The organism is Flavobacterium sp. ARAG 55.4, from assembly GCF_051846875.1.
Taxonomy (GTDB): Bacteria; Bacteroidota; Bacteroidia; order Flavobacteriales; family Flavobacteriaceae; genus Flavobacterium; species Flavobacterium plantiphilum.
In genome coordinates this window covers 349,150-364,275 of record NZ_JBPYCT010000002.1, presented here as the reverse complement: position 1 = coordinate 364,275, position 15,126 = coordinate 349,150, and the positions used below count along the sequence as shown (strand labels likewise).

15 protein-coding genes are annotated in these 15,126 nt (G+C 33.4%); 4 read left to right on the top strand and 11 right to left on the bottom strand.

All coding sequences use genetic code 11. The annotated features are described in order from the left end of the window. Positions 1–3: 3 nt before the first annotated feature. The 11 genes from ACSV4D_RS03740 to ACSV4D_RS03690 all read right to left on the bottom strand — a co-directional run bounded on the left by ACSV4D_RS03740 (position 4) and on the right by ACSV4D_RS03690 (position 10,634). Complete coding sequence (locus ACSV4D_RS03740; RefSeq protein ID WP_439227204.1) at positions 4–456, bottom strand: hypothetical protein; 453 nt, start codon at positions 454–456, stop codon at positions 4–6. Further along, positions 443–1,261: a DNA adenine methylase gene (locus ACSV4D_RS03735; RefSeq protein ID WP_439227203.1), complete on the bottom strand. Its 819-nt coding sequence runs from the start codon at positions 1,259–1,261 to the stop codon at positions 443–445. The genes ACSV4D_RS03740 and ACSV4D_RS03735 overlap by 14 nt, the downstream gene beginning before the upstream one ends. Positions 1,262–1,563: 302 nt before the next feature. Next, on the bottom strand, positions 1,564–2,343 hold the full coding sequence (gene proC, locus ACSV4D_RS03730) for a pyrroline-5-carboxylate reductase (protein WP_439227202.1): 780 nt from the start codon (positions 2,341–2,343) through the stop codon (positions 1,564–1,566). Positions 2,344–2,373: 30 nt separating this feature from the next. Next, positions 2,374–3,726 carry a magnesium transporter gene (gene mgtE / locus ACSV4D_RS03725; protein ID WP_408080634.1) on the bottom strand — a complete coding sequence of 451 codons (1,353 nt, stop codon included), beginning with the start codon at positions 3,724–3,726 and terminating at the stop codon, positions 2,374–2,376. Then, positions 3,716–4,495: a 16S rRNA (adenine(1518)-N(6)/adenine(1519)-N(6))-dimethyltransferase RsmA gene (rsmA, locus tag ACSV4D_RS03720; protein ID WP_439227201.1), complete on the bottom strand. Its 780-nt coding sequence runs from the start codon at positions 4,493–4,495 to the stop codon at positions 3,716–3,718. The genes mgtE and rsmA overlap by 11 nt, the downstream gene beginning before the upstream one ends. A 49-nt stretch (positions 4,496–4,544) precedes the next feature. Next, positions 4,545–4,868, bottom strand: coding sequence for a DUF4286 family protein (locus ACSV4D_RS03715; RefSeq protein ID WP_439227200.1), 324 nt, complete (start codon positions 4,866–4,868; stop codon positions 4,545–4,547). Positions 4,869–4,938: 70 nt separating this feature from the next. After that, positions 4,939–6,717, bottom strand: coding sequence for a tetratricopeptide repeat protein (locus ACSV4D_RS03710; RefSeq protein ID WP_439227199.1), 1,779 nt, complete (start codon positions 6,715–6,717; stop codon positions 4,939–4,941). Between the two features lie 105 nt (positions 6,718–6,822). Next, positions 6,823–8,094, bottom strand: coding sequence for a serine--tRNA ligase (gene serS, locus ACSV4D_RS03705; protein WP_439227198.1), 1,272 nt, complete (start codon positions 8,092–8,094; stop codon positions 6,823–6,825). Between the two features lie 184 nt (positions 8,095–8,278). After that, a complete protein-coding gene (locus ACSV4D_RS03700; RefSeq protein WP_439227197.1) occupies positions 8,279–9,667 on the bottom strand; it encodes a sensor histidine kinase in 1,389 nt (462 codons plus the stop codon). A gap of 115 nt (positions 9,668–9,782) precedes the next feature. Then, a complete protein-coding gene (locus ACSV4D_RS03695) occupies positions 9,783–10,322 on the bottom strand; it encodes a DMP19 family protein (RefSeq protein ID WP_439227196.1) in 540 nt (179 codons plus the stop codon). 141 nt (positions 10,323–10,463) lie between these two features. Continuing rightward, positions 10,464–10,634 (bottom strand): hypothetical protein, encoded by a 171-nt coding sequence (locus ACSV4D_RS03690; protein WP_439227195.1) that lies wholly within the window; start codon positions 10,632–10,634, stop codon positions 10,464–10,466. A 212-nt stretch (positions 10,635–10,846) separates the two neighbouring features. Here ACSV4D_RS03690 and ACSV4D_RS03685 point away from each other — a divergent pair, with 212 nt between their 5' ends. The 4 genes from ACSV4D_RS03685 (at position 10,847) to metG (ending at position 15,030) form a co-directional block, all read left to right on the top strand. After that, entirely contained in the window at positions 10,847–11,617 is a 771-nt protein-coding gene (locus tag ACSV4D_RS03685; RefSeq protein WP_439227194.1) for a TIGR04255 family protein, read from the top strand. Continuing rightward, positions 11,610–12,251: a hypothetical protein gene (locus ACSV4D_RS03680; RefSeq protein WP_439227193.1), complete on the top strand. Its 642-nt coding sequence runs from the start codon at positions 11,610–11,612 to the stop codon at positions 12,249–12,251. The genes ACSV4D_RS03685 and ACSV4D_RS03680 overlap by 8 nt, the downstream gene beginning before the upstream one ends. Next, entirely contained in the window at positions 12,205–12,759 is a 555-nt protein-coding gene (locus ACSV4D_RS03675; protein ID WP_439227192.1) for a hypothetical protein, read from the top strand. The genes ACSV4D_RS03680 and ACSV4D_RS03675 overlap by 47 nt, the downstream gene beginning before the upstream one ends. 210 nt (positions 12,760–12,969) lie before the next feature. Next, positions 12,970–15,030 carry a methionine--tRNA ligase gene (gene metG / locus ACSV4D_RS03670; protein WP_439227191.1) on the top strand — a complete coding sequence of 687 codons (2,061 nt, stop codon included), beginning with the start codon at positions 12,970–12,972 and terminating at the stop codon, positions 15,028–15,030. Positions 15,031–15,126 lie beyond the last annotated feature (96 nt).

Sequence of the window (15,126 nt, the reverse complement as noted above, 5' to 3'; positions counted from 1 at the left end):
ATTTTAATATAAGCCTTGTTCAATTGTATCCTGTTCATTTAGTCTGTAATCCCTCGGGTCAGGCGGATGAGAATTTCTATTGCTAACAACTTGAGCACAATAGAAAATAATTAAGGATATAAAAAATGAAAAAATTGAGCATTTTGTAATAATTTCTAAATTAGGTCTTTTAGCATTAAGAGTGACCATATAAGCAACTGAAGAAAGAATAATGATAACTAATGCGAAATAACTTATACCCTTTTTAATCGATCTATATACTAAAAGTCCAGAACTTGAAAATGAAACACTATATAGAAAAAACTCACCTGATTTATAAAAATCGCTAAAAGTTTTAGTACTTTCTTGATCGAATACAATTGAAAAGAAAATAAAGATTGTTGGTAATATTGTTAAAACCAAAATCACTAGCGTTTCCCAAAACGCCGACCAGTAAAAATTTCTATCTCCTAACATTACTTATAATTATTTCGTTGTAATTCGTTCTTTTTGCTCCAATTCCACCAATTGTACTTGCTCTCGATAATATGTTTTTCACTCCAATTTGGTAGAGTTCATCTATACTTTTATGTGATGCATTAGTAAGTACAAAGTGTGTTTGTTTTTGCTCTAATGAATTTAAGATGTGAGATAACTCAATTTGATTTTTCCATGAAAATATCGATTGATTATATTGAATAAAACCATTGTTTTCATGTGCAACAGTGTAAGGTGGATCCAGAAAAATTAAATCGTTTTCTTTAGTTTCTTTACATTTTCTCTTAAAATCAGTTACTGAAAAATATGTTTTATCCAATAAGTCAGAAATTTTTAGAATATTTTCAAAATCAAAAAGCTCTTTAGTTTTTCTATGTCCGTAAGGGACATTATATTCTCCTTTGCTATTAACTCTATATATTCCGTTAAATGAAGTTTTATTTAAATAAATAAATTTTGCTGCATTTTCGATATTGTTATCAAAAAAAACTTTTCTTATTTTGTAATATTCCTCTTCTGTATTTTTAAATTTATCCAATAAGTGAATTAAATCAGTTGGATTAGATTTGATTATTCTGTAAGCATTAATTAAATCTGGATTACTATCAGATAGATATGATTTATTTTTTATGTATCCTTTAGATTTTAAATGCAAAAAAATTGCTCCTCCTCCGATGAACGGTTCAAAATAATCATTGAATTCTCTTGGTAAGAACTCATCGATATGCTTTGTTAGCCATGTTTTTCCACCCGCCCATCTCAAAAATGGTTTTATTTTATCCATTTATTTTGCAAAAAAAATTCTTAACTTAACTTTGGAATTATCATTACCTATTTATAACAAATGTTTATAAATTAATCCATTCTTTTCTGATTTATGCTGCCATACCAAAAGAACAATTTTAATTTGTTTCAAATATATAAAAATTGTATTACAAATGATATTCCGAATAAAATTAAATTTCATATGTTTAAATATAAGATAATAATTTAGTGCTTTCGCAAATAGTACAAGTTAATTATAACAACAAAAAAGGGCTTCTCAAATCACTGAGAAGCCCTTTTTGTATTTTTTAAAGAAAGAATTTAAACTCCTTTAATTTTCTTTACTGCTGCTTTAATTCCTCGGATTAATGACGAACTGAATCCGTGCGATTCCATTTCGCTCAATCCTGCAATGGTACAACCCTGTGGTGTAGTCACTCTGTCGATTAATTGTTCCGGATGAATTTGTTCTTCCATAACCATTTCGGCAGCTCCTTTTACTGTTTGTGCCGAAATAGCCAATGCTGTTTTCCAGTCAAACCCTATTTCGATTCCTGCCTGCATAGACGCTCGGATGTATCGCAAAGCAAAAGCAGTTCCGCTGGCAGCTAAAACCGTAGCAGCATCCATTAATTTCTCGTCAATTACCGGAGCTGTTCCTAAATCTTTGAAAATAGTTACTAACTTTTCTCCTTGCTCTGCATGTTTTTCATTAAAAGAAATACAAGTTGCTGATGCGCCGTATTGTGCTGCAATGTTGGGCATAATGCGAATGGCCTGATGGTCTTCGCCAATTTTACTCTGAAGTGCTTCAATAGATAATCCGCTTACTCCCGAAGCAATTATTTTATTTGAAATAACAGGAAGAATTTCAGCTAAAACCGTATCTACCTGATATGGTTTAATAGTCAGAATAATAATATCGGCCTGCTGTATGTTATGTTTATTATCCGAAGAAACGGTAACGCCTAATTTTTCCAAATAGAGAATACTCGCAGTGTTTCTTCTTGTTACAGTAATCTGATGTTCCGTGGAGAATTTAGCCATTCCTAATGCAATAGCAGCTCCTAAATTCCCCCCTCCTATAATATGTATATTCATATATTCTTTATTTTATTATCTTCTAATTTTTTAAAAACCTAAAATCATTCTGGCAATCGAAAAATAAATTAAGATTCCGCAGATATCGTTACTCGTTGTAATAAACGGTCCCGTTGCAAGAGCCGGATCAATCCCGAATTTATCCAGTAATAACGGAATAAAAGTACCAATTAAGGAAGCTATTACAATTACTGAAACCAGAGCAATAGTCACAATAAGACCTATCACCATTTCTACGTTCAGAAAAAAATGACTCCCAACGAATAAAATACTGGCAAGGATAATCCCATTTAATAGACTCAGCGAAACTTCTTTAACCAATCGGTTGAATAACGAACCGCTTAAAGTATCATTAGCCAGACCCTGTACAATAATTGCTGAAGATTGTACGCCCACATTTCCAGCCATCGCTGCAATTAGTGGTGTAAAAAAGAACAGATTACCATGTTCTAACATCGCGCCTTCAAATAATCCCAAAACTCGCACGGTTATAAACCCTCCTAATAATGCTAAAACTAACCACGGCAAACGCGCCTTAGTCAATTCCATGATGCTGTCATCGGCTTCAACGTCCTGAGAAATACCTGCTGCCAGCTGGTAATCCTGATCGGCTTCGTCCTTGATTACATCTACAATGTCATCTATGGTAATTCTCCCCACTAAGCGTCCCAGTTCATCTACTACAGGAATAGCCTCTAAATCGTATTTTTGCATGATACGGGCGACCTCAACATCTTCTGCATCCACATTTACATAATTGAGTTTTCGAATGTACACGTCGCTAATAGCAGTTTTGGTAGAAGTAGTCAGTAAGTCTTTTAACGACAAGCGTCCTTTTAAACGGTCTTCATCATCCACTACATAAATGGAATGTACACGGGAGATATTCTCGGCCTGAATACGCATTTCTTTGACACAGGTTAGTACGTTCCAGTTTTCATTGACTTTAACCAATTCTTTGTGCATGATTCCACCCGCAGTATCTTCCTTATAACGAAGTAAGTCTACAATGTCCTTAGCGTGTTCAACGTCTTGTAATTCAGAGATTACTTCTGCTTTAATTTCCTGCGAAAGTTCAGCAATAATATCGGCAGCATCATTAGTTTCCAGTTCATCTAACTCTTCTGCAATTTCTTTAGGCGAAAGCCTGCTTAATATATTTTCCCGCAAATCATCTTCTAATTCCAGAAGAATTTCTGCTGTTTTATCACTATCTAAAACTTTAAAAATATAGGTAGCATCATCAAAATCAAGTTCGTCCAGAATTTCAGCAATATCAGCATGGTGGATATCATTAAGGATTACTTCCAGTTTATGGTCGTTTTTTGCCTCAATAAGTTCTTTTACTTCCTGTATTAATTCCTTGCTGATTTTAAACTCCATCGGCTTCTATTTTTTGAGTAAGTTCGATAAACTGTGCGACATCCAGCTGCTCCGGACGAAGGTCAAAGATACTATCTTCTCTTAAATTATCCGATAAACTGAATGTTTTTAAACTGTTACGTAAAGTTTTACGACGCTGCTGAAAGGCCGTTTTTACCACTGTAAAAAATAATTTCACACTACAAGGCAAGCTGTAATCTTCTTTTCTGCGCATACGCATCACACCCGATTTTACTTTTGGCGGCGGATTGAAAACATTTTCATCTACTGTAAACAAATATTCGGTATCATAAAATGCCTGAGCTAAAACAGATAAAATTCCGTAAGCCTTGCTTCCTTTTTTCTCGCATATGCGTTCTGCGACTTCTTTTTGGAACATGCCCGAAAATTCCGGAATCTGATCTCTGAATTCTAAAACTCTAAATACAATTTGAGTCGAAATGTTGTACGGAAAATTTCCAATGACAGCAAATTGCTTGTTTTCAAAAACTTCGTTGATATTGTATTTCAAAAAATCCTGAGAAATGATTTTTCCGTGTAATTTTGGATAATTGGCTTCCAGATAAGTCACTGATTCCGTATCAATTTCAATCACATAGGTATTGACCGCTTTGTCCAGCATATATTTAGTCAGAACACCCATTCCCGGTCCTATTTCCAATACATCCTCATAACCTTCCAAACTCAAAGTATCTGCAATATTCTTTGCAATACTTTCATCTTTCAAGAAATGCTGTCCGAGGTGTTTTTTAGCTTTTACTTTATCCATTTTAGGCTGAATTAATTAGCTCTTTATCTGCTAAGAGACTAATATTATTTTAATTATTCTGAAAAAACTCGGAAACCAATTCTAATTCTGTCCTGAAAGACAACATTTTATCGGCAAATAATTTCATTGCTTCTGCCTGAAAACGTGCCTGATCTTCCTTATAATATCGTTCTAAAGTTATTTTGCTGTCTGTAGTATACTGAATAGAATAAGTTATGCCTCCCATTTCTTCTTCAACTAAAACACGAACCAACCGGGCCGAGGTAAATTTGCCTGTAGCCAGCATTTCCGGAATATGTTTGTGTTGCATCCAGATCATCCATTGATCGTGAACGCTTTCGTGTATGTTAGTGGTAATGTTATATATTATCATTGTTGATTTTATTTAATCGGTTAACGGTTTGATCGGTTAACCGTTGATTCGTTTAACCGATTAAACTTTATTATAAGTTTTTATCTCCTCTTAATTCTCGGAATTTCTTTCTGGCTTCTACAAAATAAATACTGTCCTGATGATTAAAAATAATCTGCTCATACAATGGTTTTGCTTTTTCAGGTTCGTTTACTTTTTTACTATAGATTTCAGCCGAAAAAAACAGTGCTTCATCAATATAAATTCCATCGCTGTGATGATCCATTATAGATTGATATTGGCTTAAAGCCAAATTATATTCACCCATTTTTTCAAAAGTTTTACCCAGTCGCAATTGCGTTACCGCTTCAATTTCGCCTCCTTTAAAGGAATTTAAAACCAATTGAAACTGCGCAACAGCTTCCTGATTTCTGTTTTGATATAACAGATAATCCCCTTTAGCAAAAGCCTTCAATGCTGTTTGGGTAGAATCAGCAACGGTGTTGTCATTTATCAATAAAAAATATTCTAAAGCATCATTAGCAATCAACTGTGTGTTTGCCGATTTCAATTCTTTAAATTGTTTCAATGCCCAGGCAAAATCACCTTTAAAATAACTCGTCTTAGCAGCTTTTAAACTGGCTTCATGTGCTACGGCATCATTCTTTAAGTCCATTTCAATTTGTGAATAATACAATAATGCCTGATTGTACTTTTCTTCCAAAAGCAAAATATCCGCCAATTCCATTTTGACCTGAGCCGTTTCATAATTATTCAATTGTAATTCCAAAGCTTTTTTTATGATTTCCCTTCCCAGCTCTGGTTTCTTTAAATTGAATGCTACAAAATGCGCCTGAATCAGCTGCAAAGATAAGGTAAAAGGGTTTATTTCAAATTCCTTCAACAAAGCTTCAATTTCTTGATTAATGCTTACATAATCTTTTTCACTGGCTTTTTTGATTTTTAAATCAATTAAATAACTATGCGCCTGAATTAACAGTTGTAAATCTTTAGTATTTTCAATAACAAAATCTAAGATTTCTTTAGCCACTTCCTGATTACCTTCTTCAATGGCTAAATTTGCCAAATTTAAAATACCTGAAAGTGACTCAGGATTACGTTTGTAAATGGCTTTTTCCTGAATAAAGGCTTTCGAAAATTCTTTTTGCTGCACGTAAAACCAACTCAAATAATGATTCCAAAACAAATCCTGACTTTTTTGAACCTTTAAAATCAAGGCTTTTCGCAAAGCATCGCTAAAAGTAGCATCGGCTTCATCGGTCATAAAACGCGACAATTGATTTTGAATCACAATCGAATTTTGAGGATTAGCATAGGCTTCATCCAGAAAAGTAACAATCATTTTATCAAAATTGCCCAGTTGTCCGTAAATCAGCCCTTGATGGTAATTGAAATTAAAATTGGGCTGAATTTCAGTAGCTGTCTGATAGGCTTTTAAGGCATATTCTAGTTGTACTTTTCGTTCAAAAGAATTCGCAATTCCGTAAACTTCATTGGGATTTTTTCGAATGCGTTCTATAGCTTGCTCGTAATAGCTTTTAGCTTTAACATCTTTTTTTTGCAATTGGTAATTATAGCCTAATTCGACCAGAAGACTGCCTTGATTGTATTTAGTCAATCGGTTTTGGATTGCCTTTTCTGCAATATCAAATTGTTGTAATTGCTGGTAGCAATCTATTGTGCGTAGAAAATACTGCATGTTCTGAGGAACATTTTCTAACAATTCCTCGTAACTGATTTTTGCTTTTTCAAAATCGCCTTTGTCATAATAATACTGTGCTAACTGCTCGTTTTGAGCAAAACAAATCAATGAAAAAAACAAGGCGATATGTAGAAATAGTTTTTTCATTATTCGATTTATTTCGAAAATATTTTACCGCAAATTCGCAAATTTTATTTTTATTAAACTTAAAAAATAATTTGCGAATTTGCGGTACATGAAAACAAACAAAAGTTAGTTTATAATATCAAATCCGCAATACGGACGCAATACTTCTGGAATTACGATTCCTTCCGTAGTTTGGTAGTTTTCTATAATTCCTGCTAAAACTCTAGGCAAAGCCAATGAACTTCCGTTTAAGGTATGCGCTAATTGGTTTTTTCCGTCTTTGTCTTTGAAACGCAATTTTAGACGATTGGCCTGAAAAGTTTCAAAGTTAGATACTGAAGAAATTTCTAACCAACGATCCTGCGCTGTAGAAAACACTTCAAAATCATAAGTTAAAGCTGACGTGAACCCCATGTCGCCACCACATAAACGTAAAATTCGGTATGGTAATTTCAATTCGTTCAAAATATCTTTTACATGCTCTACCATTCCTTCCAAAGCCTCGTATGATTTTTCAGGATGTTCCACACGTACAATTTCGACTTTATCAAATTGGTGCAAACGATTCAATCCACGTACATGCGCTCCGTACGAACCTGCTTCACGACGGAAACATGGCGTGTAAGCTGTAGTTAGAATCGGGAATTCACTTTCGTTCAAAATTACATCTCTGAACAAGTTGGTTACCGGAACTTCAGCCGTTGGGATTAAATATAAATTATCGGTAGCATCATGATACATTTGCCCTTCTTTGTCCGGCAATTGTCCCGTTCCGTAAGCCGAAGCTTCGTTTACAAAATGAGGCACCTGTACTTCATTATAACCGGCAGCAGTATTTTTGTCTAAAAAATAATTGATTAAGGCTCGTTGCAAGCGCGCTCCTTTTCCTTTGTAAACCGGAAATCCTGCACCTGTGATTTTATTTCCTAATTCAAAATCAATAATATCGTATTTTTTTACCAATTCCCAGTGCGGTTGTGCTCCTTCGTGTAAAACAGGTACTTCGCCTGCTTCAAAAACATTCAGGTTGTCATCTGCTGATTTTCCTTCGGGAACAATATCAGCCGGTAGGTTAGGTAAAGTGTATAATTTTTCAGTAAGTTCGGCAGCGATAGCATCAGCTGTTTCTGCTAGCTTTTTGCTTTTTTCTTTATTAGTAACCGTTTTTTCTTTTAGGATGGCAGCTTTGGCTTTTTCACCTGCTTTCATCATTTCCCCGATGTCTTTGGACAATTTATTAGATTCAGCTAAGATGTTGTCTAATTCTACTTGCGTAGCACGACGACGCTCATCAAGTTCTACCACTTCTTCCACAACTGTTCTGGCATCCATATTTCTTTTGGCCAAAGCTTGGATTACTTTTTCTTGATTCTCTCTAATAAATGCAATTTGTAACATAGTTGGATTTTTATAACTATAAAATTTCTAATAACGGTAGCAAATTTAAGGAAATGTTTGAGACTTCTAAGACAAAGTTTTGACGAAAAAACTATTTCTCAAAACCAGAGCAGCCTTTCACTGATATTCGCCAAGTCTCACTTGACTTTGTATGTAACCGGAGCATTAAAAAGTGTTAGCAGAATTAAATGGAATCCGGGATGCTAAACCTGAAATCACTTCCTTTTCCTGGCTCACTTTCCACCCATATAACACCGCCATGTTTTTCTATAAAATCTTTACACAACATCAATCCTAATCCTGTGCCGGTTTCATCATTCGTTCCTGCAGTTGTGTGCAGATGATCAACTGCAAACAAAGCCGCCATTTTATCAGGAGCAATACCAATACCATTATCCCTGACCGAAAATACCAGCCCATTATTTTCTTTTGTCATAGAAAGCACTACTTCTCCATTAGTTTCAGTAAATTTTATAGCATTGGAAATTAGGTTTCTAAAGATCGTTTCTAACATATTTTTATCCGCAAAAACATATTCCCGAGCTGTAATTTCAGAATGAATGGTTATGTTTTTATTCTTAGCAACATTCGCCAGCAGATGGATTGCTTTATCAATCACCGGACTGATTTCTATTCTTTGAGGATTAAATCCAAGACTTCCTGTTTGAGATTGTGCCCACGTTAAAAGATTATCCAGCAACGAAGACACACTTTTGGAAGACTGATGAATTAACTTTATATATTCATTGGTTTCTTTATAATTAGTATGGGTCTCATCTTCTAATAATAATTCCGAAAGTCCAATAATCCCATTAAAGGGGCCTTTTAAATCATGCGCAATAATTGAAAAAAATCTGTTTTTATCCTCGAGTAATTTCTTAACCTGCAATTCTTTTTCTTCTTGTAGTAAAAGCAAATATCCTACTCCGCTTATAATCATCATCAGAAATATGATTAAAAATATAATCTGCTGTGCGGGATCAACAGAATAAAGGCTTGTTGAAGTTTTAAAAAAAGGATAAATGATTCTGAAAATCACTGCAATCAACAGAATAAAATAATTAAAACCCAGTATTTTTTTAAACATACTGCTTCTGGTTTCGGTTAAAAATCGAAAAGCAGGTATTATCAGCATTATAAAAATTACAAACGAAGCTAGTGCTACCCGAATATTAGCTGCCGCCTCACACCATACTGCCAAATAAAAAGCAGACAACATAACAGCAAAAAGTACGGCTTGTATCCGATAGGCTTTTTTAGAGCTATTCACCATCATAAGCATTGCTATAGATTCCAGATAATAACTTCCAAAAACTAAAGTATTGGGAATAATAATATTTACAGGATTGAATGTAACGGTGTCCGTTCTGAGAAAAAATGCTAACCAGGCAAAAGATTGAAAAATTTTAGAAAAACCAAATACCAATAAATGGGTTTTAGTATCCTTACTACTGAGTGTGAATCGAAAAGTAAAAACAAGTGTTGCCAGAGCGAAATTTCCCCAAAACAACAATCCCATTACATTGCGGATGTCTAATACAAATAATTTTAAAAATTGATTTAGAATCTCCATAACCAACTACATTTTTCTATAGGACTTATAACTAACAGGTATTACAAAAATATACTTATTTTGAAAGTATCCTAACAAATGCTGCAATATTTGGAGACAGCGTTGAATTAATCTATTACATTCTCTTGATTTCGCGACCTAAATAATCTTCTAAAAGTTCAAACATAGCATCCACCGAAAGTACCTGAGTGTCGGGATGGTTTAATAAAAATGCAGCATTAAGTTCCATAAGGTTTTCTTCCAGTTCGAAGAAAGTATCGCTGTTGAGTAAATCTCTTGTTGGATTTACGCCTTCCAGTTTTCCATTTAAGAATTTGTTGAGCTTTACGCTGCTCATTAAGCGGACTTTTTTAGCTTGTTGTTGGAATAATTCCAAATGCTTTTCGGCACCAATTAACTGCAAGCCTTCTTCTATTAATTCGTTCAGTTCTTTATTCCAGCCCGATTTGTAAACAAATTGTGCAAAGTTGCCTTCGATATGTTGCGCCACATAATAATCCAGGTAATAACTCATTAAAGCATCTTCGTGAATGAATTCATCGTCAATTTTTTCCTCACGCATCAGGTTGATAACCGAAATATTAGAATTGATTACGTCTTGAGGGTTTTCGCTATTGGCTGCGTTTTCTGAGATAATAATGCTTCCGAATTCCATTTTGAGATTTTTTAAAGGAGTTTGTCAGCAAATTTCGTTTTTTTTGCCACGGATTTCACAGATTAGCACGGATTTTTTTTGGAGTTTTAGTAGCTAAAACATTTTTAACCACAAATTATGCAGCTTGTTTAAAGTTAAAATTTATTCAGCATTAGATTCGTTATTTTTCTTTTGCTGATTCATTTTGGCAACCAAAGCTTTCATTCGTGCTGCTTTTGCTGCTTTTTCTTCTTGTAGTTTAGCCTTTTTCCGATTCAATAATTTGGTGTGTAAAGCCTTGTTTTTGGTGTTTTTTTCAGGTCCTTTGGGCATGATTTATTTTCTTTAAATCTGTTGGCAAAGATAAACAATAATTGATAGAAAGAATTAGATTATAAATTCTCCTAAGAGGATTGTCATGTACTAAAAATTAGTTTACACATTTGTCTAAATTAATTTTGTACTTTTGCACAGTATTTGATAAAGATTTCATTAATTTGACATAATAATTTAAATATAAACTACAACTTAAAAAAACAAAAAAAGTGTTTGGATTTCAACCTGTTGAGAGAAAAGAATATAAAAAAAATTTCTTAAGAAAAGTTTTTTTTCAAATTGAATATAATTCTTGTAAAAATTTAAAAGACAATTCTGAAAAAATAGAAACTTTATTTAAAGACACTTTTCCAAGATTTAATTTGGGAAAAGGAAAAGGTTTTCAAATTTCAATTGATAAGGAAAAAACTAATTTTCAACACATCGAAGAAGGGGATAATATAATTTTAAAGTCTATTGATGGTCAAAAAGATATTAACATCACTGAATCCTCTTTAAATTTTTCCGTAGAAGGAAGTGTTTACACCAAATACGATTCTATTTTGGATGATTTACAAACTATCCTTAAATTTTTAAAAATTTGTGACATTAAAAAGGTAAATAAATTTTCCATTAGAAAAATTAATATTGTTGAATTCAAAAATAATGACAATCCAAATGGTATTTTAGACTTTTTATTAAATAAAGCATTGATTAACAACAATGATGCTTTTCCAAATATGAATAATATAAATCATAATATTCATTCAGTTAATTTCGTAAATGAAAATTATTTTTTAAATTTAAAATACGGAATGAATATTTTACCACAACTAAATAACGAAAGAGGTCAATTAATTATTGACATTGAAGTAATAAATAAAAGTGAAATTTTATTAGAGACAATTTTGACTGAATCAAATAAAATTAACGATGAAATATTTAACGTTTTTAATTGGGTTATTAATGATAATACTAAAAATTTATTAAATAATGGATAGTATAGAAATATTAGAAGACGATTTATTAATCAATACTTTTGATTATATAAATCAGGATGACTTTTCAAATAATGTTCGTGAAAACAAAGGTTTTGGTTTAAGAGGCAATATTGTATTAACCTCACTTTTTATAGGAACATCTGTTTTGGCTCAATCAAATGACTTTAATAATTATAAAGTTTTTGACAATGCTACAAAGGAATCCATAGAATGTTCTCAAAAAATTGGAAATGAAATATCTAATTATGTTGATAGAATTAATTTTTTAAATAAAAATTTTAATTCTAAATACTCTATTATTGAAAACATATTGTCATTTAAAAGTTTGAATAACAATTGGGACGGATTTAATTCTATTCCATTAGAGATTAAAAGTGCTTCAAATGCAATTAAATTATTAGATTTAATTGGAGATGACTCAGCCTCTTCTGTTAAAGATTTTTATCCTAATCCAAATGGAACAATAACTTTTGAATGGTATAATGAGCAAGACGAAACTGTTTTTTTGGAGATTGGAAACTCTACTTTTTCATACTATGTTGAATATAATTCTATTGAAACTAAATACTTTAACAAACAGATCATAAATGAAGAAAATTCTAAATTACTTTCTACGTTTATTAAAGCGATTTAGAAAAAGAACTTTCGTTAATCTCCCTGTAACAGTTACGACTGAAGCTCCAAATATTCCTTCAGAAATATCCGATTCTGAAAAAATAAGTAGATTTATATTTTCACCTATAAATGTAAATCCTAATACAGGAAAATTAAAGTCAAATTGCTACAAACCTCCTGCAGGATATGACGAAATTTCCGTAAATAGACTAGATTTTACAAATGCTAATTTCTTAAAAAAGATTGCTATAAAAATGCAGAATACTAATAGAAATTATTTTGGTTTTGCAGTTATAAATGCATTAGACATTAGAAAATCCGATTCTGACATTATTTACACACCTAAAACAGAATCAACTGATTACAATCCATATCATTCAGATATTAAAATTGGATATACCGTAATTACTGGAGAAGAATTACCTGCGGAAATTAGTAATAAAATTCAAAAACTAGTAAAATCAACAAGACTCTACAAAGACAACAATCCAGAATTATCCAATTGGACAGGAGATGAATTACTTTAAAAACAATTAATCTTAAAAAAATATAGTTTTTATTCTTCTCAAGAATAACAAATGTTTTACTGCTCCAAATCCCTAGCCCCGATAACAGTGAAAATCCTTTTACTTTTTTCTTTAAAAATAGAAAGATTGCAATGTCCCGAAGTTTCGGGAGCAGGAAATAGCTCCAAATAAAATTGGATTCCTTATTTTTGCACGCAATAAAATTGAATCATGATACAGAATCCAGAAAGATATACCATTACGGCGGCTTTACCTTATACTAACGGACCCATACATATAGGGCATTTGGCGGGAGTTTATGTTCCTGCGGACATTTATTCGCGTTATTTGCGTTTGCAGGGGAGAGATGTTTTGTTTGTTTGCGGAAGCGACGAACATGGCGTTGCTATTTCGATGAAAGCCAAAAAAGAGGGGATTACACCTCAGGAAGTAATTGATAAATACGATGGTATTATCCGTAAATCGTTCTCGGATTTTGGAATTGCATTTGATAATTATTCTCGAACTTCGGCTCAGATTCATCATGATACGGCTCAGGAATTTTTTAAGAAATTATATGATAACGGTGATTTTATTGAAGAAGTAACTGAGCAATTATACGATGCAAAAGCGGATCAATTTCTGGCAGACCGTTTTGTGATGGGAACTTGTCCAAAATGCGGTAACGAAGAAGCTTACGGCGACCAATGTGAGAAGTGTGGTTCGACTTTGAATGCTACCGATTTGATTAATCCAAAATCGACTATTACAGGAGAAACACCTATTTTGAAATCAACAAAACACTGGTTTTTGCCATTGGACAGATACGATGCTTTCCTGAGAGAATGGATTCTGGAAGGACATAAAAACGACTGGAAACCTAATGTTTACGGACAGGTAAAATCCTGGATCGACGGTGGATTAGAGCCTCGTGCGGTAACTCGTGATTTAGATTGGGGAATTGATGTTCCTGTGGAAGGTGCCGAAGGAAAAAAATTATACGTTTGGTTTGATGCACCTATTGGGTACATTTCGTCCACCAAAGAGTGGGCTGCGAAAGAAGGAAAAGATTGGACGCCATACTGGAAAGACGAAAAAACCAAGTTGGTTCACTTTATCGGGAAAGACAATATTGTGTTTCACTGTGTGATTTTCCCGGCGATGTTAAAAGCGGAAGGAAATTATATTTTGCCTGACAATGTTCCTGCCAATGAGTTCCTGAACTTAGAAGGGAATAAATTATCGACTTCTAAAAACTGGGCCGTTTGGTTGCATGAATATTTGGAAGAATTTCCAAATCAGCAAGATGTGTTGCGCTATGCATTGACATCCAACGCGCCGGAAACTAAAGACAACGACTTTACCTGGAAAGATTTTCAGGCCAGAAATAATAATGAATTAGTAGCGATTTTTGGGAATTTCATCAATCGTGTGGTGGTTTTAACCAATAAATATTACAACGGTGTTGTTCCTGCTCCAAACGAATTTTCGGAAGTTGACGAACAAACATTAGCCGAATTAAAAGCCTATCCTGCGGTGATTTCAAGTTCTATTGAGCGTTACCGTTTCCGTGAAGCTTTGGGCGAAATGATGAATGCGGCTCGTTTAGGAAATAAATATTTGGCTGACGAAGAGCCTTGGAAAGTAATTAAAGACAATCCGGAACGCGTACAAACGCAGATGTATGTGGCTTTGCAAATTGCGGCTGCTTTAAGTTCACTTTGCGAACCTTTCCTGCCGTTTACAGCAACAAAATTATCCAGAATCTTAAATATAGAATCTAAAGTAAGTTGGAATACTATTACTGAAACTTCAGACTTATTAGCTGCCGGACACCAAATTGGTGCTGCCGAATTGCTTTTTGCTAAAATTGAAGATGAAGAAATTCAAAAACAAATAGACAAACTGGAAGCAACTAAAACGGCGAACCTTGCCGAAAACAAAAAAGCAGAACCTCAGAAAGACTTGATTAAGTTTGAGGATTTTGCCAAAATGGATTTGCGTGTAGGAACGATTTTAGAAGCAGAGAAAATGCCAAAAGCCAATAAATTATTGGTATTAAAAGTAGATACCGGTATTGATGTTCGTACGATTGTTTCTGGAATTGCTGAAAGTTTTAAACCGGAAGATATCATTGGGAAACGAGTGACTGTTTTAGTCAACCTGGCTCCAAGAGCATTACGAGGTGTTGAAAGTCAGGGAATGATTCTGATGACTAATAATGCCGAAGGAAAACTGGTTTTTGTAAATCCGGATACTGATGGTGTTGGGAATGGAGAAACGATAAATTAAAAATATTAACCGCAAATTCGCAAATTTTCTTTTTAAAGTTTTGAAAAAATAATTTGCGAATTTGCGGTAAAATAAACTTTTTTTTGCACTTGAGAT

What these genes read in the sequence shown, in the direction of transcription:
- ACSV4D_RS03740 (WP_439227204.1), bottom strand. Translation starts at nt 456, where the DNA reads ATGTTAGGAGATAGAAATTTTTACTGGTCGGCGTTTTGGGAAACGCTA.
- ACSV4D_RS03735 (WP_439227203.1), bottom strand. Translation starts at nt 1,261, where the DNA reads ATGGATAAAATAAAACCATTTTTGAGATGGGCGGGTGGAAAAACATGG.
- proC (WP_439227202.1), bottom strand. Translation starts at nt 2,343, where the DNA reads ATGAATATACATATTATAGGAGGGGGGAATTTAGGAGCTGCTATTGCA.
- mgtE (WP_408080634.1), bottom strand. Translation starts at nt 3,726, where the DNA reads ATGGAGTTTAAAATCAGCAAGGAATTAATACAGGAAGTAAAAGAACTT.
- rsmA (WP_439227201.1), bottom strand. Translation starts at nt 4,495, where the DNA reads ATGGATAAAGTAAAAGCTAAAAAACACCTCGGACAGCATTTCTTGAAA.
- ACSV4D_RS03715 (WP_439227200.1), bottom strand. Translation starts at nt 4,868, where the DNA reads ATGATAATATATAACATTACCACTAACATACACGAAAGCGTTCACGAT.
- ACSV4D_RS03710 (WP_439227199.1), bottom strand. Translation starts at nt 6,717, where the DNA reads ATGAAAAAACTATTTCTACATATCGCCTTGTTTTTTTCATTGATTTGT.
- serS (WP_439227198.1), bottom strand. Translation starts at nt 8,094, where the DNA reads ATGTTACAAATTGCATTTATTAGAGAGAATCAAGAAAAAGTAATCCAA.
- ACSV4D_RS03700 (WP_439227197.1), bottom strand. Translation starts at nt 9,667, where the DNA reads ATGGAGATTCTAAATCAATTTTTAAAATTATTTGTATTAGACATCCGC.
- ACSV4D_RS03695 (WP_439227196.1), bottom strand. Translation starts at nt 10,322, where the DNA reads ATGGAATTCGGAAGCATTATTATCTCAGAAAACGCAGCCAATAGCGAA.
- ACSV4D_RS03690 (WP_439227195.1), bottom strand. Translation starts at nt 10,634, where the DNA reads ATGCCCAAAGGACCTGAAAAAAACACCAAAAACAAGGCTTTACACACC.
- ACSV4D_RS03680 (WP_439227193.1), top strand. Translation starts at nt 11,610, where the DNA reads ATGGATAGTATAGAAATATTAGAAGACGATTTATTAATCAATACTTTT.
- ACSV4D_RS03675 (WP_439227192.1), top strand. Translation starts at nt 12,205, where the DNA reads ATGAAGAAAATTCTAAATTACTTTCTACGTTTATTAAAGCGATTTAGA.
- metG (WP_439227191.1), top strand. Translation starts at nt 12,970, where the DNA reads ATGATACAGAATCCAGAAAGATATACCATTACGGCGGCTTTACCTTAT.